Origin of the sequence: Sporolactobacillus sp. CQH2019 (assembly GCF_028765345.1) — a bacterium.
Lineage (GTDB): Bacteria > Bacillota > Bacilli > Bacillales > Sporolactobacillaceae > Sporolactobacillus.
Genome location: NZ_JARAJZ010000008.1, coordinates 120,471 through 138,643, shown reverse-complemented (window position 1 = coordinate 138,643; position 18,173 = coordinate 120,471). Strand labels below are relative to the sequence as shown.

The following is an 18,173-nucleotide window of genomic DNA, read 5'->3' as shown; positions in this document are numbered from 1 at the left end:
AATCTTGATCCTTTGAGATGATTATAGGCAGCCCCTTCCTCAGATGTGTTAAAATGAAGACAATTCATTGGGATCTTTTAGCAGGCCGCAAGACGATTAAAATGAGAAAAAGAAGGGATGAGCCAACATGTCAGATGAATCAAACTGCATTTTCTGTAAAATTATTAACGGCGAGATTCCGAGCGCAAAGGTATACGAGGATGAAGACGTCTACGCCTTCCTCGATCTCAGTCAGGTTACGAAAGGGCATACGCTGATTATTCCGAAAGTGCATCAAAAAGATATTTTTAACCTGAGCCCGGACGTCGCCGCAGAACTGTTCCGCCGTGTTCCGCTCATCGCTGCCGCCATCAACAGGGCTTTTCATCCGATAGGACTGAATCTATTGAATAATAACGGCACTCTGGCGGGGCAGAGTATTTTTCATTATCATATCCATCTCATTCCGCGCTACGGCAAGACAGATACATTTACGTTCGGCTTTCAATCGCACGCGGAAGACTACACAAATGAACAGCGCTCGGCCATCGCCGCAACAATTGCTGAAAATATAAGGGAAGCATAATCCGGGCCGGTTCTGATAAGTTTGCTTTTTCAAAAAAAGAAGTGTATATTTTTAGTAAAATCCTGCGGCAGACCATAAGAGTACTGCCGGGGATGATCAGCTTAGTTTGAGGAGAGATGAGCATGAAACTTCAGAATTTAATCATTGTCGCTTTATTTTTAGCAATCGGGACAGTCCTTCACACAGTTGTACCCGGGCTTCTGTTCGGAATGAAAGCCGATCTTCTGCTTGTGATGTTGTTCCTTGCCCTTTATTTCTTTGCCGACAGGAAAAGCTTTCTTGTCATCGGCCTTGTTGCCGGGATTCTGGCCGGATTGACGACAAACATGCCGGGCGGATTTTTCCCGAGCGTGATTGACAAATTCGTAACCTCAGCAGTTGTTTTTCCTCTGTTCTCAGTCGCCGGGCACTACTTTTCAAGGCCTGCCAAATATATTGCGGGCATCGTGCTGGCCGGTTTAGGAACGGCACTGAGCGGTGCAGTGTTCCTTTCGATGATGATTCTTCTGGCCGGATTGAACCCCGCAACCTTTACCAGCCTTTTCGTCGTATTAGTTCTTCCGACAGCGGCTGTAAATGCTGTTCTGACGGCCGTTCTTTTTCCGCTCATTAGCCGAATCGCCGGGCGCAGCGCGGCTTTCCGTACCGGAAGAACGTTAAACTGACGGGCAGAGTGAGGGCGGCAATCGCAAGATCGTGAATTTCTCCCCCGAAGCGGGACAGTCAAAATCCGCTTCGGGGTTTTTTAATGTGCCGGCAGAGTGATAATCGGATCCGGCTGGGTTATAATAATAGTAAGTTTAGATATCTGAAGAGGTGAAACGCTATGGGAAAATTTATATCGTATACGATCGGAGCCGCAATCGGCGGACTTGTCGGCGGAACGGTTGTACTTCTCGTAACGCCGAAAAAGGGCGAGGACGTCAGAAATGATATTTGGCAGAAGGCTTCCTCTATTCAGCAGCCGCTCAAGGATGCCGCCAGCAATCTGAATACAGTCAAAGACCGCGTTTTATCATTGAAGGATGAGAGCCTGCCGGTATTGAAATCGACGATGTCGGATATCGGCGACCTGCTGAAAGGGTGGAAGGAAGACGTCCAGCCCTATCTGACAAAAATTAAAAATAACGTCGTTCAGCTCGAAGCGGCAAAAGAAAAACTGAGCAATAAACTCAAGTCCAACGCACCGGAAAAGAAGCCAGGCGAAGAAGAAACACCTCCTTCTCTTTAATTTACAGCTCTTGCCGAAACAAGCACGATCATCCGGTCCGGAACAGGAATCCGCGGAATCTTGAGGTCCGCCGGTCCATCCATTTTTAAAAAGAGGCATCTCAAAGTCGCAAAACGACCGGCGAGATGTCTCCTGTTTTTTATTCTCTTGAATGCGCGATCCCCGGCTGACGGCGGACAGTCTGCAGAAAGATTAAAGTGCCCAGACACCGTTCCGAAAAACAGCTTCCCATGCGCCTGTCTCTGTCTGGCCGTCAATATTCAGCCGGCCTGAGCCGATCATAAAATCTACGTGAATCAGGCTGTTATTCGCACCGTGTGCCTCAAGCTCCTTCCCGGACATTTCAGCACCGCCGTCGAGACAAGTCGGATAGGCTTTCCCGATAGCCAGATGGCAGGAAGCATTTTCATCAAAAAGCGTCGTATAAAAAATCAGGCCGGATTGGGAAATGGGGGAATCATTCGGCACGAGCGCCACCTCTCCGAGATAATGAGAGCCCTCATCCGTGTCGATCAGATGCCGGATTACATCTTGTCCCTTTTCAGCGTTCGCCTGAACAATCCGGCCGTCCCGGAACGTCAGAGACAGTTTTTCAATCAATGTTCCTCCGTAATTTAATGGTTTGGTACTGGTCACCGTGCCATTGACGCCTGTCTTCATAGGGAGGGTGTATACTTCTTCCGTCGGAATATTGGCAACGAATCTTGTTCCGCGGCTGTTAATCGACGCACCGCCGTCCCAATGAGCAGCCGGATCAAAAGCGATCTCCAGATCCGTACCCGGCGCCTGATAATGCAGCTTGCGGTATTTTTTTCGATTCAGCACCGACCGCTTGTCTGCCAGATTTTTCTGATGATCCTTCCATGCCTGGATCGGATCTTCAAGATCGATTCTTGTCATTTTAAAGATGACATTCCACAGGTCTTTCATAGCAAGTTCCCTTATTTTCCCGGGGAACATCTTTTTCGCCCACCTGACGGTCGGGTAAATCAGGATCGTCCAGCTGACGCGATCAGACATGCGGTAATCATAGTACGTATTCAAGGCTTTCCATTCCGTCTGCTGATCGACGGCCAACTTGTGCGGATCGATGCCGTCAGTAATGCCGATGCCCGGCGTGCGGATGTCGATGCAGGCCGCGCCCCTTTGCACCAGGGTTTCAAGACCCGCCGCTTTCCATGCCGGATAATCACGGAGCACATCTTCAGCAGCATATTTTAAACGCAAATGATCGAGCCGATCATCCGTCCAGTTAAAAAAAACGCGTTTTGCACCTGCCTCATAAGCTTTCTCCGTCACGATCCTGACGAGTTCCGCCGCATCGACCGGAGCCTTAATAATCACTTCCTGCCCTCTCTGAACATTTGCCCCGACATTAACGGCAAGATCAGCATATTTTTCCAGCTTCTGTGCAAAAGTTTTCATTTTTCCCGCCCTCCATATGATTGAACTGACAAACAGACGGCCGCCCCCCCTTATTCCAATGTATCGACATTATTTTATCACTTTATCGATAAATATACGCAAAAAGGACAGCGGTTTCATAACCCATCCGGATATGTTTAAGGCTTCTGATGAACGGTGAAAGCGACGACGTTCTTTGGAAGATCGATGGTCTCCGCCTGAAGATAGAGGCCGTTCTGTATGCTGATCTTCGACAGATCAATATAAATCTGCTGCTTGTCCGGTTGGAAAACAACCCAGTCCGGAAAGCCGGCGCTGACTTTTAAGAAATTCAGGACTTCTTTGTCGGGAAGTTCCAGGCTGCCGACGCGTACATTGGATTCTTTCAAAATAATCGCTCCGTGACTGACAACGGGATCAAATGTCAGTGTGAACGGAATGCCCGTAAACAGCAGTTTATAAGTCCCCTTCAAAACAACCCGGTTGCCGATCGCCACTTGGTAAGACAGCCGGTTGTTCCCGTTCCTGCTTATTTGATCATTAATCATATTCTGCAGCTGCCGCTTATTGGCCTGAACGGTGAAAATAGCCTGTCCATCCGTCAATCTCGAAGGGACGGTTTGCGATGTGCCGGAGAATCCCGACGTCAGCAGGCTGAAAAGCAGCAAAACAAATAGTAAAAAAATGAAAAGCAACGCAAAAAAAGCAGCTTTCCATAAATTTTTCCGCTTTTTTTCATTTAATGTTTGCCTTTTCTCGATCAATGCAGCTGCTCCTTTCCATGCATGCGCCCCTTTGATTAGACTCCTCTTGCAGTATCTTCAAGAAATCAGAGGGAAATACGTTTCAAATTGATTAATTATAGCATAGCGCATTTCTTTGTGCTTTCCGAGCATTGACAAAATCTTTATATTTTTTCAGAAGCGTTTGCTATTGACCCATTCTCGATATTTTCGAATCAGCCGAACGGACGAATCATTGAATATCCTCGACAAGCCGGCCTTCTTTCGGGTAGAATGGACAGTGTTAACAGGAAGCAGTCCGCGCACATGCTTTTCAGCAGCCGACCTGTTTTTCGCGGCGGGTGCGACGGATTAAAATAAGTCTCTTCGAAAATTTTGTAAATGAAGGGACTAATTCAAATAGGAGTGGACGCAGTGAAGAAATTTATCATTGTTCTTGCCGCATTGCTGGGCCTTTCCGGTCTCGCGGCATGCGGGAACAGCAGTTTGGGCAGCGCCGTTGTCGTCCAGACTAAAAGCGGCAATATTACAGAGCAGGATTTCTACAATGAACTGAAAACAAGCAGTAACGGCAGCCAGATTCTTCAAAACCTGGTGTATGAAAAATTGCTGTCAAGCAAATACAATGTGTCGCAAAAAGAAGTCGATGCAAAGTATAATCAGGTTTTAAAATCTTTCTCCGACAAGCAGTCTTTTGAAACGGCACTCTCTCAGAACGGATTGACCGACAGCCAGTTCAAACGCAACATCAAAGACTCCCTGATGATGACCAAGGCACAGCAGGCCGGCATCAAGGTGACCGACAAAGATCTCGTTGACTATTATAATAAAAATAAGGCCTCGCTGACTCAGCTGAAAGCAAGCCATATTTTGGTCAAGGATCAGAAAACAGCGCAGTCTATTGTCCAGCAGTTGAAAAAGGGAGGCGACTTTGCTGCACTCGCCAAGAAGTATTCAACCGATACGGGGACAAACTCGAAGGGCGGCGAGCTTGGCTGGTTCCAGGCGTCGTCGATGGTTTCTGAGTTCAGCACTGCCGCGCTGAAATTAAAAGTCGGCGAGATCAGCAGTCCTGTCTATTCGAAGACGGACGGCGGCTATCACATCATCAAACTGGAAGGGAAAAAAGATGCCTACAATCAGATTAAGTCGGAAGTCAAATCCGCTTATCTGACAAGTAAAGAAAAGTCCCAGAGTGAAGTAATGCAGACACTGATTAAAAATGCCGACGTTCAGGTCAAAGACAAATCTTTCTCGAACTTGTTCAATTCAACGACGACTTCATCATCCTCAACCGCACAATAATGTGAACAAAAAAAAAGCAGCCGCTGAAACGGTAATTAACCGTCAGCGGCTTTTTTTCAGGATCGTTTTTCCTTGGCCCGGCCAGCCGGGCGAATCATCAGCGGCTTCAGTCGAAAAAAAATCCGAAAGCCCCCCGCTCGTCAAAGCATCGCCTTCGGATCCTTGTTGCGATCGCGCCGTTCTTTTTCCGCCTCTATCCTTTTCATATAAATGTTTCCCTGCTTCTCGACCCATTCGTCATCGAGTTCCTTATCTTCTCGGGAAATGGAAAATGCCCGGTAACCGCTGAACAGAATACCGGCGATTAACAGATATACCCACCAGGGCACACTTTCAATTCCGGAAAGAATCGGATCAATCAAACCGAGCTGCTGCATCATAAACAGCATGAACAGCAGGACAACGGCATATAGAGAACGTCTTGCCTGTTTCATTTTCCGACCTCCTCTGCACAATTTCAAGTTTTCCGGTCATCCGAATCTTCCGGATGACGTCTTGTACTCTATTTTTATGCACAGGCCCGCACAAATAGTACAATCTGTCACTGTTTGTGCTCTAAACCGGACGAAAGGGCAGAGGTCTCATTTCCGTCGTCCCGATCAAAGGACGGGCGATACAGCGAACGGTTGTTCAGCGCAAAGACGCGCTCTGAGAATTCTCCCGGCCGCGTTTTCCGGATCGCCCGTGTCATGATGTTCATTTTAGCATCCAGATCATCAAGTATATGAAGAATTTCCGCCTCTTTGAAAAGCGGCGGTTTAGGACTGCCCCACTCAGGATTCTCGTGATGGCTGAGCACCATATGCTGCAGAAGAAGCACTTCTTCCCGATCGCCTATTCCCATCTCGCCGGCTGCTCTGCCGATTTCATCAATCATAATTGAAATGTGGCCGAGCAGGTTGCCCGGAAGCGTGTAGCTGGTTGATGTCACGCCGGATAATTCCTTCAGTTTGCCCATATCATGCAGAATGATGCCCGCATAAAGCAAATCGCGGTTTACTTCCGGATAAAGCCCGACAATCGCCTTGGCCATGTCCAGCATGCAGCACACATGGTAGGCAAGGCCGGAAAGAAAATTATGATGAATGCTTGTTGCCGCCGGATATTCAAAAAATGCACGGTGGTGTTTTTTCAGGAGCGCACGCGTCAGCCTCTGGATCACCGGATTTTTAATCTCAAAAAGATACTGGGTCACTTTTTCATCGAGAGCCTCCGCAGAAAGCGGGGCGGCCATCACGAGTTCGGATTTTTTAACCGCATCATGCTCGTCCGCGAGACGGATTGTGCGGATTTTAAACTGATTTCTTCCCCGGTAAGTCGTAATATCTCCTTCCGCCAATACGACTGCCCCGGGAATATAATTCGACTCGTCCTCCGACGTGCTTCCCCACAGTTTCGATTCAATATCTCCGGACTTATCCTGCAAAACAATGGTGAGAAAGGGTTTCCCATTGCTCGCCGTTCCCCTTGTTACTGTTTTAATCAGCAAGTAGTCGCGGACATGCTCGCCTTCTTTATAAAACGCAATTCCTTTCAATTTCCCCATTCCCTTCATAAGTGGGCCGCAGCCGGATACTGACGGTTCAATCCGCACGAAGGCGGGCGGCAAGCTCCCCTCCGAGCCGAGGAATCACCTAGTCCGCCTGAGCGGGCGGTAAGCGTTTATCTTTCGGCGGTGCGGGCACAGTGATTATAAAGGCCACTCCGTTCGCGCTGTTTTCTACTCTGATCCCGCCCCGATGATGCAGGACAATACGTTTGACAATGGCCAGGCCGAGACCGAACTGGCCTTTTTCCCCTTTTTTAAAGGGTTCAAACATCGCTTCCATTTCGTTCTCGGGGATCTTCCGGCCGTCGTTCTCGACAACCATGATTGTCTCGCCGTTCCGTTCCTCCGCGGTCACCCATATATTTTGTTTCGCATAACGCAGCCCGTTCTCCACCAGATTTTCGAAAACGGTCTGCCACTGTTCTTTATCTCCCCACACGGCCGTTTCTTCTCCCGAGACATGAATCCTGATATCCGGGCGCTGGGTCTTCAGCCGTTTCTTAATGAACAGGGCAATATCGCCGAAAGCCATCCGCGTAAAATGAATCTTCTGGTCGCGAAGAGAATCAAAGCGTGTAAAGTAGAGCAGCTTTCTGACTCTTTTCTCCATCTGTTCCGATTCATGGATAATGACATCCATAGAATCCATCAGATCCCCTTTGGGATAAATCCCGTCTTTTACGGACTGGGCGTAGCTGTGCACGACCATGATCGGCGTCTTCAGTTCGTGAGACGCCTGCTGGAGAAATACTTTCTGCGACTCGTCGTACCGCATCAGATTCAGACGCATTTTTTCAAACTGCGAAGAAAGGCGTTCAAATTCATAGTCCCCTTTCCATTCAAAAGGTTTTTCCCAGTTCAGCCGTGAAATCTCTTCGAAACGGCTGCCCAGTATATCCAGGGGACGTTTTAAATAGCGTGCCAGCCAGAATGCGATAAAAAGACCGAGAATGCCCGTCAGGACGAAGATAAAGATCAGCCTGGCCCACAGTTTATGCATCAGTTCATTAGTATAAGTATTCCACATATAGGAAATGAGATAACCGGTTTCCATATTGACGTTCACCCGTCTGACGACATAATACAACGTCGACCCGCGGTAAACCAGTTCGTAACGCTGAATGCTCGCTTTCTGCTGTTTGATATGGCCTTTCATCTCGTTGAAAACAGAAGCCGGAATCGAATTGCCGAGAATCTGGCGGTAATTCGAATCAATCAGCAGGTTGCCGACCGATTTAACCGCCTGCTGACGATCCAGAAAACCGGAGCCTGAGTTGTCCACCCCGTAGTTTCCCGCATCCTGATGCAGCACATTCTGCAGCTGCTCCTGCTCAATCGTCTCATAAGAATCCTCTTTCAAAGCGCTTTGAATGGAGTAAGGATAGACGACGACCATAATGATGCCGATAATCATTACAAGAAGAGCGAACGACAGCCAGATACGCTTCGCCAATGTCCATCTGAACATTAGGACACGACCCTGTACCCGGAGCCGTAAACTGTTTCAAGGGACAGGCGGCTCAGTTTTCTGCGGATTCGCCGGACCACGTCGTCGACTGCACGATCCGATCCGACATAATCCTCACCCCATACCTCTTTGAGTATATCTCTTCGCGATTTAGCAACGTTGGCATTCTCGACAAGATATAACAGGACATCGAACTCCTTTGACGTCAGATCGATGACCGATTTTTCTTCGTCAAAAACTTTTCGGCGGACCACATCGATCTGATACTTGGAAATAGACAGAAGATTTTCGTGAAGTCCGCCGCCGTAAACACGGTGCAACAATTTTTTAGCGCGAATCACCAGCTCTTTGGGCAGAAAAGGCTTGGCCAGGTAGTCGTCGCTGCCGAGTTCCAGCCCGATAATTTTGTCAAGATCCTGATCTCTGGCTGAAATAAAAATGACGGGCTGTTCTGAATGATTTTCCTTAATCTTCCGGATCAGATCATAGCCGGACATTCCCGGAAGCATAATATCAAGAATCCAGAGATGCACGCCGTTATGCAGGAATTTGATCGCTTCCTCGCCTGTCCGAAAAACGGAAACATTCCATCCTTCCCTTTCCATATAAACCTTCAGAATGGAAGCAAGGCTTTCTTCATCTTCGACAAGATTAATTTGAAAGACAGTTCCGCTCATATACACTCATCCTTATTTCGTTCAAAATTCCCATACTGTCCATTTATTATACCATGAGGCCTTACAGCGCGTGATAAATGAAACAATTTTCATTATTCCCGGACACGAGTGCCGGACTCTTGTACGCCGTGCGGCTCATTCAGACGGCCGTCTGCCGGCTCTGTCCGGAAAGTGAAAGAACGCAGGAAGGGTGATCCTTCAGAAAGGCCGAATCGTGGCAGGTGAAAAGGATCACCTGGCGCCGGTCCGATATTTTTTTCAGCAGCGAATAAACACGCTCGGCCCTCGGGCGGTCAAAATTGACAAACCCTTCATCAATGATCAGGGGCAGCGATTCGCCGCCGTCAAAAACATCCGTCAAAGCCAGGCGAAGCGACAAATATAACTGTTCGGCGGTTCCCCTGCTCAGTTCGCCGGCCAGAAAGATCCGGCCGTCCCTGCGTTCTGCGACGAACCCGTCGTCATCATTGAGATTAAGGGAAATATAGGCCCCGTCCGTCACCTGTTTAAAATAGCGTTCGGCTTCTTTCAGGACTTTAGGCAGCCTCTGTTTCCGGTAACTGTCCTTAGTTCTGGCTATTGCCCATTCGGCCATCCGGAAGACGGTCCATTCCCTTGCTTTGCCGTTGACTTCGGCCAGCAGTGAATGATAACGATCCAGTGCGTCGCGGTAAGAATCGTCATCGGCCGCACTCCGGTACTCTGTCTGTTTCTGGATCACATATTCTCTGGCCTTTTGCAGCCCTTCCTCCAGATCCGCCAGACGGTTTTTGAGCGCATCTTCCGTGACTCCGTCCCACCTGCCTGCATCGAGATCGTGAAAATAGCGCCGCAGATTTTCTTCATTCTCAGCCAGTTCGCGCATATGGATCAGCCGATCATCTCTTTTTTCTATCAGTTTCCGGAACCGATCAGAGCGATCGGCGAGCGCAAAAAATTGCTGTTCATCGGCGGCGCCGGTGCGTTCAAGCAGCCGATCCCGCTCTCCGTAAAAACGATCCAGCTTTTTTTTCAGTATTTGTGCCTGTTTCAGATAAATATCCCTCTGCTTCTTCAGATCCCGGGCCTGCTGCTGCCTTTCTTTCTCCGTATTGTATCGTTTTTCGATAAAAGCGGCATTTCCTCCCGGCACATGAAGAATCTCCGCGAGCCGCTGCCTCTCCCGTTCAAACGATTCGTGTTCCTTACGCCTGTCGCGGATGCGCGCTTCAAGCGCCTCTATCCTGTTCAGAACAGTCCGCGCCTCATCAACCAGCCGCACAATATCCGCGGCCCACTCCGTCCGCTCAACGCTGTAGCCGTTCGCAGCCAGCCATTCCTGAAACAGGCGTCTTTCTTCGCCCAGACTTTTTTCAAGATCCCCGGCGGCCGAACGCGCCTGCTCACAGGCCTTCTCAGTCTTGACAATTTGTTCACGCGTAAAACTCATTTCCGCTTCATAACGACGATCAACGGCCGCTTCCGTTTCCGCCCCGGCGGACGGCCGAACGGCGCGCCGCAGCGCAAGCCGGGAAGTGTAAAGAAACAGGCCGCCGAGCAGCAGCCCGAACAGAAAAACGAGAACAGCCGCAGCCGGCGCGATCAGAAAATAAGAGAGTACCGCCGCTAAGACCGTCGCTAAAAATGCGGGAACGATCACCGAAGCGGAAAACGGGCCTGCCCCGGTCCGGTCTTCCCGTTTCTGCGCTCCTCCGTTCTCTTCCCTATGTCCGCCTTTCAGCTCTTCCAGACGTTTCTTCAGCTGCAGGACCTCTGCTTCCCGCTCCTCAAGATTCCGGAAAGCGGCGGATTTCTCCTCCGCCGATTCCTTCAATCGCTCTGTTTTTTCCTGCAGGCGGCGTTTGAAGGCAAGGTTCGCAGAAGCTCCGCGCAATTTATCCGCATCCCAGCCGGGCCCGAGATTCTTCAGTACACCCGCGTATTCATTCTGATTTTTCCGCCGGTCATCCTCCAGCAGGGCTGTCTCTCTCAGATTCTGTTCGTCTTTTACTGCTTCGCGAAACAGCGCCGTCAGATTTCCTTCTTCGGAAAACCACGCATCATCGACGCGAATCGACCGGATCGATTCGTCCAGCTGATCGATCCGGTCGGCGAGGCCGGCCGCTTCGTCCTCCGCAGCGGCGATCTGCCTGCGCCAGTCATTATATTGAATCTTGCCGTCTTCCGGGAAACGGGCGATGTCCCCCATACTTTTGATTTCATTCTCCAGCGCGCGGTAACTGACGATAACCGGCCGGATCGCGGAGAATGCGGCCCATTCCCGCTGACGCTGCAGGACATCTTTTTTGTTCTGCTCCAGCAGCCGGATTTTCCCGCCCGTCCGATCGATTTCTTCCTCAATCTGCTTGAAACCTTCCAGCTTTCTCTCATGGTCCCTTATTTCGGTCCGCAGCTTGTCCAATTCGTTCAGCAGATGATTGATTTCAGGATTTCTTCCGCCTTTTTTGAAGAGGGCGCTGCACTTTTTTTCCAGTTCCTGCTGCGCTTCCGCAAGTTTCCGGCTCCCGATCATCCCTGCTCCAAGCAGGAAGTCGTTCAGATCGGAAGGTTTCATTTTCTCGATGCCTTTCAGCCCCTCAAGGTCGAAACAAAAGACGCTCTGATATAACAAACGGTCCACTCCGTGAAACAGTGCATTCACGTCGCCCGTTCCGCTGCTGCCGATAAAAAGGCGGGGAGACGCTTTCTCTTTGAACATTCTCTCAAGCCTGAACTCGCGCCCGTCTTCTCCGAGAAAAGTCAGCGATCCGCCGAGACGGTTCTCCTCATTGTTCCTCAGCCACCTGACCAGCGCATTTTTCTGAGGATATCCGAACAGCGTATCCAGCATAAAATGCATCAACGTTGATTTTCCCGCTTCGTTCCTTCCATAGACGATCACGAAAGAAGAATCCGGCAAAATGATTTTCCGATTTTCAAAACGGCCGAATTGGTTGATGTCCAATGTTCTGATTTTCATTTGTCCGGCGGTTCTGTTTTACCAGGCCGCTCCGCACCCTCCTTTAACCCTGACGGACGAGACGCTCCTTTGCGTTTCCGCTTTTTTCTGCAGCGCCGTTCTCGTCAGTTCTTTCTGCGGACATCCGGAAGAAGCCTTTCAACAAGCAGCCGCTCCGCTTCTCGTTTGATTTTTTCCTTCTCTTCATCGGTCGGCGGGCTGAGAAAGCGCCTGCCGGCATGATGGCTGTAAAGGAGGGCGGCCGCTTCCTCCATGGCCCCGTTCGTTTCAATCAGCCTGAAGAGATCGCCGATAAAATGCGGGCTCCGCAGAAGCTCCTCACGGTTCCAGTCCGTTCCGACCCGCATCTCGCCAGGGTTCAGCCAGACGAAATCATTCCGTTCCTCTTCACCGTCGTTCATCGCTTCAGTAAATTCCTGAATCAGATCACTCAGCTCGTCCCGATCCTGATCTGTATCGGAAAAAGAAAAATCCGTTGTCAGAAAAACACCGTATTGGCCGCTGCGTACTTCTTCCTTGGCACGGTCAATTGCTTTTCCCAGATTTTCGGCCGTGACCGGACCTTTTAAAACGATTTCCTGCCTTTTCCACAAAATATCGGCTGTGGGAATGAAACGGACACGGGATCCCTGCTCGTCCAATTCGACAAGCAGCGCTCCTTTTTCCCCTGTTTCCTTTACGGACAGTCCCTGGATATCGCCCGGATACCAGATAGGCAGGGGCGGGGAGAGCTGCTGCCGTTTGTGGATATGGCCGAGAGCCCAATAGTCAAACGCTTTTTCCGCCAGTTCCCCGATCGCAAAAGGGGCATAACGATCATCGCCGGCAGCCGTCCGCTCCGCACCGTGGAGAATGCCGATCTGATAATCGGCGCCGTCTTTTCTGACATATTTCGCGGCCATGTCTTCGGTCACCCCGCGCTGAGCGTAGCTGAACCCATATAAATGGACAAGCCGGCCGTCCCGCGTCCTGTACGGAATCATCGTCGGAAAAGCCGGGAAAACATGGACGTTTTCCGGAAAATCAAGCCGGTTCCACGGATCATCCAGGTGGTCATGATTTCCGAACACCAGAAATGCCTCAATTCCGGCCGCCTGAAGACGTTCCATGGCTTGAATAAATCGTTTCTGTGCCTTAAGGCTCCGATGGCTGTCATCAAAAATATCGCCGGCAATAATCAAAAAGTCCGCCTTTTCCGCCAGCGTTCGGTCGATCAGCCGCGCAAGAGCCGTAAACGTGCTCGTCTTCACACGTGCATGCAGAGGCGCGGGGAGTTCCGAAAGCCCTTCAAAAGGCCGGTCCAGATGCAGGTCGGCGGCATGAATGAAACGAATCATATCATGCTCCCTCTCCTTCATTCGTATTTGTCTTATATTTTAGCATATCTTCCGACCGATCACACGTTCTCTTATAATGTGAAAGAGAATGATTCTTAAAAAGAATCCTCTGCCCTTTCTAGGATCGGATAAAATGGATGGATCAACGTTAACGGGCTTGCCCTGCAGCCGAAAAGTCGACTGTGGGGCAAGCCCGTTAAGTGATCGGTTTCGTTCTTCGCTTCACCCGTCCGCTCCCTTCATTTTCTGATCCGGATTTACGGCGCCCTCTTCAGACGGAAATCCCGGTGACGGCGAACGTGCTCCAGCCTTTATGGGTGGTCAGGCCCCTGTCAGTGAACGCGCAGCTGTTTCCGAAACACTTCCCTGACCACGTAAGCGACACCGTCCATTTCATTTGTCCGTGTCACCCAGTCCGCTTTTGCTTTCACATCGGGAGAGGCATTCCTCATCGCAACGCCGAGCCCTGCTTTTTCAATCATTTCCGCATCTTCCGGACCGTCGCCGACCGCCACAATTTCATGAAGAGGAATGCCAAGCTGCCCGGCAAAGAAAAGCAGCCCGTTAAACTTTGACGTTCCCTGGCGCACCAGTGTGATGTCGTGAATCGACGGCCTGCTGACTGCGAGCGAAGGAAAATAATCGTCTATTGCTTGTTCGATGTCGTTCATCACTTTCTCATCTTTCAATTTGACTTTTACATCCGTCGCACTCTCATAATTCTCTAAAAGATACTGGCTGAGTGTATCCACGTAGGTCACCGGATAAAACAGCGGCTCATTCATGCCGATCGTCATTTTGGCGATCAGATTTTTCTGACGCGGCCTGTTGCTGATCGACAGCCGTTCGTGAGAAACCTGAATCTGACACGGATAGGTTTCCAGAAATTCAACAAGCTGCAGCAGGACGCTATGTTCGATTTTGCTTGTGTAGACCGGGTTATCCATTGAGGAAGACACGAAGGCCCCATTATGCGTAATAATCGGATGAGTCAGTCTGAGTAAACGGGCCACTTTTGCTGCTGAGTGAAAATGGCGTTCGGAAACAAGGGTAACGACAACACCTTTTTTCCGGGCGTACTGAACGGCATCTTTTGTGCGCCGGTCCAGTCTGTTGCTGTTGTTCAGAAGGGTTCCATCGATGTCCAATGCCAGTAAGCGATATACCAAGGTCCTCCCCCTTTTTGGAATCCAGAATATCCCTTATTCCTGTTCTAAACATATGAAGCGCACCGGCCGAATAGAACAAGACCCGGGAAGGATTTCCCGGCTCAGACCACCCCATGCTTTTCTGGCACAAAAAGAGCGGCTTGACAGCCGCCCTTCCGTATATTTCCTCTAACCGTTTCATTGCTTATTTCTGATAGCCGCCGAATTGAGACTGAGCCTGAGCGACCAGACGTTTGGTAATTTCTCCCCCAACCGAGCCGTTCGCTCTGGAAGTCGTATCGGCCCCGAGGCTGACGCCGAATTCGCGGGCAATTTCCACTTTCAGCTGATCAAGCGCCTGCTGTACACCCGGCACAACTAATTGATTTGAATTTGCCATGTGTCTCACCTCCCTTGTAAGCCTATTGTGCGCTGCTTTCAGATTCTATATTCCGATCAGCGATTGGAAATTGTTAGCGGACATAGCACTGAAAAGAGGCTTGGCCGACGGCAGGCGGATTAAGAAAAAAGGATACGGTCAGCTTTAACCGGCCGGTTTTAATTCGCCGGTTTTCGGATCAATAACCAGGCCGTAAACAGGCGTTCCTTTCGGAAGCAGCGGATGATTCTTCACGATCGACACGCTTTTCCTGACCTGTGCTTCAACCGATTGAAAGCCGCACAGCCATTCCTTCACGTCAATGCCGTCGTTTTCAAGGCCAGCAAAAGTTTCTTCTCCGATTCCGCGATTCTTCATGTCACGGATCATTTTATCCGCTTCGAGGCCGTGCATGCCGCATCCGCTGTGGCCGATCACGTAAACCGCTTCAGATCCCAGCTCGTACAGAGAAACAAGAATGCTTTTCATGACGCTGCCGTATGGGCGCTCCACCATGCCCCCGGCACTTTTAATTATAATAGCGTCGCCGTTTTTAATATTTAACGCTTTCGGAAGCAGTTCAATCAGGCGGCAATCCATACAGGCCACCAGGGTCATCTTTTTTACCGGGCGGCTTCCCGCCTGATAGGGAGCGTAAGCCCTTTCTTTGACAAATTTTTCATTATACTTCAAAATTTCTTTTAACTGCTCCATTTTTATTTTCCCCCGTCGGTCATCATGCATCCCCAACTATCATAAGGAAATATAAAGGTTTCATCCAGCTTATTGCTCCGTCCCGCTTATAGAAACGGGCGAAACGGCAGAATAAAAGCGGCAGCCGCAAAAAATCGGCAGCAACCAAAAGCAGCCGTGCAGACATCGGCATATGAACCGCTGCGGCCCGATCCGTTCGGCGTCATTCCGTCTGAACGGGGCATAGGAACCCATCCGAATATTCAGATCCGCCCGACTGAAAATAAAAAGGGGCGCGAAGCCCTCCTGCGGAGAAAAGAACCGAAACAGCGGGCCGCTCCCTGTCAGCTAATGTTCCTGAAGTACATGAAGAATTTTCTCAAGGTCTTCCATTTTCCGTGCATACAGCAGGATCCTGCGGTGTCCGTTATCAATAACCAGCACCCCGTCTTCCGAGAGCTTTATATTCTTAATCTGATCGTATGCAGTGTACGACAGGCCGTAATAAAAACCGTTTTCCTTGAACCTGGCTTTCGGGGCATAAATGAGTACGCCGTACAGCAGGATCAGTGCAAGACAGATGAGCAGCAGGCCGGTTAATCCGCCGCTGTCTCCGCGCACCTTGCTCGCAATGTAAATAATGACGACAAGGCCGGCAAGAATCAGCTGATCGACATAATTTCTTTTTCTCATCCTGACCGCCAGAAGGGTCTTTCCCCAGAAAAGCGGGAGAATCAGACCGTCCGTCAGAAGATAGCCTCCATAGGCAATAATAATTAATAACAGAATAATATCGGTAATATGCATATCACAGGCCTCCGATTTTCTCGTAGTGCCGCATATTTCCAGCGGCATGGGAGCGATCATAGTTATTTTATACCCTATGGCGTTTCAGGCAAAGAGCCAATATCCCGGCCATACTAAAAAAACAGGAGAGCCGGCAAAAACGGCCGGCTCTCCGGGATTCAGAATACATTTTATTTGAACAAGCCTATCCAGTACCCCAAAATGCCGAGAACGAAGAATCCAAGGATAATGACCAGAGGATTGACCTTTTTTCTGAGCAGCCACATGCAGATGAATGTCAGAAGCAAAGGTACCAGCCCGGGCATCAGCGAATCCAGTACACTTTGAACGGTTGTCGTCGTGTAGCCTCCGCCTGTCGGGTTTTTGACTTTGGAAATAACCACCGGAATATCGACTTTCGTCCACTTATTGACCAGTGCGCCCATGACGAACAAACCGAGTATTGAAGCGCCTTCGGTTACCTTCTGCAGAAGTCCGCCGCTCATGTCCTGAACAACATCGACACCTTTCCGATAACCGTATGAAACGCCCCACCATCTGAACCAGAGACGAACAACGTTCCAAAGGACGAAGAAGAGAATCGGCCCGAGAATATTGCCCTGCATCGCGATGCCGGCACCTAATGCCGCAAAGATCGGACGCAATGTGCCCCACCAGATCGGGTCGCCGACGCCGGCCAGCGGCCCCATCAGGCCGACTTTAATGCCGTTGATCGCGGCATCTTCAACCGGCTTGCCGTTCGCTTTCTCTTCCTCAAGAGCCAGAGCAACGCCGGTGATCGGCGCAGCCATCGCCGGAGTCGTGTTGAAGAATTCATTATGCCGTTTCATTGCCTGTTTCCGTTCCTCGCTGCCTGCCGGATAGAGTCTGCGGATCGCCGGAGTCATCGAGAAAGCGAATCCAAGAGCCTGCATTCTTTCGAAATTCCATGAACCTTGAAGTAAATTCGATCTGACGAATACCCAGAACAAATCTTTTTTAGTCAGCTTTTTTTCATTCTTATCTGCTGCTACTGCGGCTGTTTCATTACTCATTTTCTTTTCCCTCCTTTAATCCAATTCATCGTCATTATCGGATGATTCTGCCGGTCCGCCAGCCGTTGCCACCTGTTTGTTGTATTTCGGATTCAGCTGGATATAGACAATGGCAAGTACCAGGCCGATAACGCCAAGGGCAACGAGGTTGAAATTCGTAAACGCAGCGACAACAAAACCAAGGAAGAAGAGTGGCATTAAATAGCCCGCACGCATCATGTTAACAACCATCGCATATCCGACAACGACCAGCATGCCGCCTGCGACATTCAGGCCGCCGGTAATAACTTGCGGAATTGCGGTCAGCATATGCTGTACGGACGAAGTTCCGACCGTAATGACGACGAGCAGTGCGGGAATAGCGATACGCATCGCCTGCAGCAGCAAGGCCGACATATGCCACCAGTCCATCGCTCTCAGATTGCCGGTCTCACACGCCCGGTCGGCCCCGTGCTGGAACCCGACGGTAAGCGTACGGACAACAATCGTCAGCACCTGTCCTGCAGCCGCCAGCGGAATCGCTAGGGCAATGCCGGCACCGACGCTTTGATGGCCTGCTATAACCAGAATCGTTGAAATGATCGAGGCAAGGGCGGCATCAGGAGCGACTGCTGCGCCGATGTTCATCCAGCCGAGAGCGATCATTTCCAACGTACCACCGACAATAATACCCGTTGTCACGTTGCCGAGCACAAGGCCGATCAGCGTGCAGGCGATCAGTGGTCTGTGGGTCTGGAATTCATCAAGGATCGATCCCATCCCCGAAATACACGAAACGATAAAGACCAAGATGATCTGAATTAAAGATATGGTCATCTTCTTTCCCCCCTAAAAATTCGAATTGGTTATATGAATTTCATTAAACCCATCTTTA

At 50.0% G+C, this 18,173-nt stretch carries 18 protein-coding genes; 4 read left to right on the top strand and 14 right to left on the bottom strand.

All coding sequences use genetic code 11. The annotated features are described in order from the left end of the window. The first annotated feature begins 127 nt into the window (after positions 1 to 127). The 3 genes from OYT88_RS12885 (at position 128) to OYT88_RS12875 (ending at position 1,796) form a co-directional block, all read left to right on the top strand. Positions 128 to 565: an HIT family protein gene (locus tag OYT88_RS12885; protein WP_274400565.1), complete on the top strand. Its 438-nt coding sequence runs from the start codon at positions 128 to 130 to the stop codon at positions 563 to 565. A gap of 122 nt (positions 566 to 687) precedes the next feature. Then, positions 688 to 1,230, top strand: coding sequence for a tryptophan transporter (locus OYT88_RS12880; protein ID WP_274400564.1), 543 nt, complete (start codon positions 688 to 690; stop codon positions 1,228 to 1,230). A gap of 161 nt (positions 1,231 to 1,391) precedes the next feature. Then, positions 1,392 to 1,796 carry a YtxH domain-containing protein gene (locus tag OYT88_RS12875; RefSeq protein ID WP_274400563.1) on the top strand — a complete coding sequence of 135 codons (405 nt, stop codon included), beginning with the start codon at positions 1,392 to 1,394 and terminating at the stop codon, positions 1,794 to 1,796. Positions 1,797 to 1,988: 192 nt separating this feature from the next. Here the strand turns inward: OYT88_RS12875 and OYT88_RS12870 are convergent, their stop codons facing one another. Together OYT88_RS12870 and OYT88_RS12865 are read right to left on the bottom strand one after the other, a co-directional pair. Further along, entirely contained in the window at positions 1,989 to 3,221 is a 1,233-nt protein-coding gene (locus OYT88_RS12870) for an aminopeptidase (RefSeq protein WP_274400561.1), read from the bottom strand. A 137-nt stretch (positions 3,222 to 3,358) separates the two neighbouring features. Further along, positions 3,359 to 3,964, bottom strand: a complete 606-nt coding sequence (locus OYT88_RS12865) for a YpmS family protein (RefSeq protein WP_274400559.1) — start codon at positions 3,962 to 3,964, stop codon at positions 3,359 to 3,361. A gap of 393 nt (positions 3,965 to 4,357) precedes the next feature. On the opposite strand from OYT88_RS12865, the gene OYT88_RS12860 reads away from it, so the two are divergent. After that, positions 4,358 to 5,248 carry a peptidylprolyl isomerase gene (locus tag OYT88_RS12860; RefSeq protein WP_274400558.1) on the top strand — a complete coding sequence of 297 codons (891 nt, stop codon included), beginning with the start codon at positions 4,358 to 4,360 and terminating at the stop codon, positions 5,246 to 5,248. 140 nt (positions 5,249 to 5,388) lie between these two features. Here OYT88_RS12860 and OYT88_RS12855 read toward each other — a convergent pair whose 3' ends face one another. The 12 genes from OYT88_RS12855 to OYT88_RS12800 all read right to left on the bottom strand — a co-directional run bounded on the left by OYT88_RS12855 (position 5,389) and on the right by OYT88_RS12800 (position 18,109). Next, entirely contained in the window at positions 5,389 to 5,682 is a 294-nt protein-coding gene (locus OYT88_RS12855) for a sporulation YhaL family protein (protein WP_274400557.1), read from the bottom strand. A gap of 107 nt (positions 5,683 to 5,789) precedes the next feature. Then, positions 5,790 to 6,785 (bottom strand): 3'-5' exoribonuclease YhaM, encoded by a 996-nt coding sequence (gene yhaM, locus OYT88_RS12850; RefSeq protein WP_443029759.1) that lies wholly within the window; start codon positions 6,783 to 6,785, stop codon positions 5,790 to 5,792. 97 nt (positions 6,786 to 6,882) lie between these two features. Beyond that, positions 6,883 to 8,265 carry a HAMP domain-containing sensor histidine kinase gene (locus OYT88_RS12845; protein ID WP_274400553.1) on the bottom strand — a complete coding sequence of 461 codons (1,383 nt, stop codon included), beginning with the start codon at positions 8,263 to 8,265 and terminating at the stop codon, positions 6,883 to 6,885. Next, on the bottom strand, positions 8,265 to 8,942 hold the full coding sequence (locus tag OYT88_RS12840) for a response regulator transcription factor (protein ID WP_274400551.1): 678 nt from the start codon (positions 8,940 to 8,942) through the stop codon (positions 8,265 to 8,267). The genes OYT88_RS12845 and OYT88_RS12840 overlap by 1 nt, the downstream gene beginning before the upstream one ends. Positions 8,943 to 9,081: 139 nt before the next feature. Further along, positions 9,082 to 11,901, bottom strand: a complete 2,820-nt coding sequence (locus OYT88_RS12835) for an ATP-binding protein (RefSeq protein WP_274400549.1) — start codon at positions 11,899 to 11,901, stop codon at positions 9,082 to 9,084. Positions 11,902 to 12,005: 104 nt separating this feature from the next. Continuing rightward, positions 12,006 to 13,238 (bottom strand): metallophosphoesterase family protein, encoded by a 1,233-nt coding sequence (locus OYT88_RS12830; RefSeq protein ID WP_274400547.1) that lies wholly within the window; start codon positions 13,236 to 13,238, stop codon positions 12,006 to 12,008. Positions 13,239 to 13,570: 332 nt separating this feature from the next. After that, a complete protein-coding gene (locus OYT88_RS12825) occupies positions 13,571 to 14,407 on the bottom strand; it encodes a Cof-type HAD-IIB family hydrolase (protein ID WP_274400546.1) in 837 nt (278 codons plus the stop codon). Between the two features lie 184 nt (positions 14,408 to 14,591). Beyond that, on the bottom strand, positions 14,592 to 14,786 hold the full coding sequence (locus OYT88_RS12820) for an alpha/beta-type small acid-soluble spore protein (RefSeq protein ID WP_274400544.1): 195 nt from the start codon (positions 14,784 to 14,786) through the stop codon (positions 14,592 to 14,594). Between the two features lie 144 nt (positions 14,787 to 14,930). Next, positions 14,931 to 15,479 carry a beta-class carbonic anhydrase gene (locus OYT88_RS12815; RefSeq protein WP_274400542.1) on the bottom strand — a complete coding sequence of 183 codons (549 nt, stop codon included), beginning with the start codon at positions 15,477 to 15,479 and terminating at the stop codon, positions 14,931 to 14,933. Positions 15,480 to 15,806: 327 nt separating this feature from the next. Then, the gene (locus tag OYT88_RS12810) at positions 15,807 to 16,265 is read right to left on the bottom strand and encodes a DUF986 family protein (protein WP_274400540.1); all 459 of its coding nucleotides are present in this window, start codon (positions 16,263 to 16,265) and stop codon (positions 15,807 to 15,809) included. 170 nt (positions 16,266 to 16,435) lie between these two features. Next, positions 16,436 to 17,299, bottom strand: a complete 864-nt coding sequence (locus tag OYT88_RS12805; RefSeq protein WP_274400538.1) for a PTS mannose transporter subunit IID — start codon at positions 17,297 to 17,299, stop codon at positions 16,436 to 16,438. 15 nt (positions 17,300 to 17,314) lie between these two features. Next, on the bottom strand, positions 17,315 to 18,109 hold the full coding sequence (locus OYT88_RS12800; RefSeq protein WP_274400682.1) for a PTS mannose/fructose/sorbose transporter subunit IIC: 795 nt from the start codon (positions 18,107 to 18,109) through the stop codon (positions 17,315 to 17,317). Positions 18,110 to 18,173 lie beyond the last annotated feature (64 nt).

What these genes read in the sequence shown, in the direction of transcription:
- OYT88_RS12885 (WP_274400565.1), top strand. Translation starts at nt 128, where the DNA reads ATGTCAGATGAATCAAACTGCATTTTCTGTAAAATTATTAACGGCGAG.
- OYT88_RS12880 (WP_274400564.1), top strand. Translation starts at nt 688, where the DNA reads ATGAAACTTCAGAATTTAATCATTGTCGCTTTATTTTTAGCAATCGGG.
- OYT88_RS12875 (WP_274400563.1), top strand. Translation starts at nt 1,392, where the DNA reads ATGGGAAAATTTATATCGTATACGATCGGAGCCGCAATCGGCGGACTT.
- OYT88_RS12870 (WP_274400561.1), bottom strand. Translation starts at nt 3,221, where the DNA reads ATGAAAACTTTTGCACAGAAGCTGGAAAAATATGCTGATCTTGCCGTT.
- OYT88_RS12855 (WP_274400557.1), bottom strand. Translation starts at nt 5,682, where the DNA reads ATGAAACAGGCAAGACGTTCTCTATATGCCGTTGTCCTGCTGTTCATG.
- OYT88_RS12845 (WP_274400553.1), bottom strand. Translation starts at nt 8,265, where the DNA reads ATGTTCAGATGGACATTGGCGAAGCGTATCTGGCTGTCGTTCGCTCTT.
- OYT88_RS12840 (WP_274400551.1), bottom strand. Translation starts at nt 8,942, where the DNA reads ATGAGCGGAACTGTCTTTCAAATTAATCTTGTCGAAGATGAAGAAAGC.
- OYT88_RS12835 (WP_274400549.1), bottom strand. Translation starts at nt 11,901, where the DNA reads ATGAAAATCAGAACATTGGACATCAACCAATTCGGCCGTTTTGAAAAT.
- OYT88_RS12830 (WP_274400547.1), bottom strand. Translation starts at nt 13,238, where the DNA reads ATGATTCGTTTCATTCATGCCGCCGACCTGCATCTGGACCGGCCTTTT.
- OYT88_RS12820 (WP_274400544.1), bottom strand. Translation starts at nt 14,786, where the DNA reads ATGGCAAATTCAAATCAATTAGTTGTGCCGGGTGTACAGCAGGCGCTT.
- OYT88_RS12815 (WP_274400542.1), bottom strand. Translation starts at nt 15,479, where the DNA reads ATGGAGCAGTTAAAAGAAATTTTGAAGTATAATGAAAAATTTGTCAAA.
- OYT88_RS12810 (WP_274400540.1), bottom strand. Translation starts at nt 16,265, where the DNA reads ATGCATATTACCGATATTATTCTGTTATTAATTATTATTGCCTATGGA.
- OYT88_RS12805 (WP_274400538.1), bottom strand. Translation starts at nt 17,299, where the DNA reads ATGAGTAATGAAACAGCCGCAGTAGCAGCAGATAAGAATGAAAAAAAG.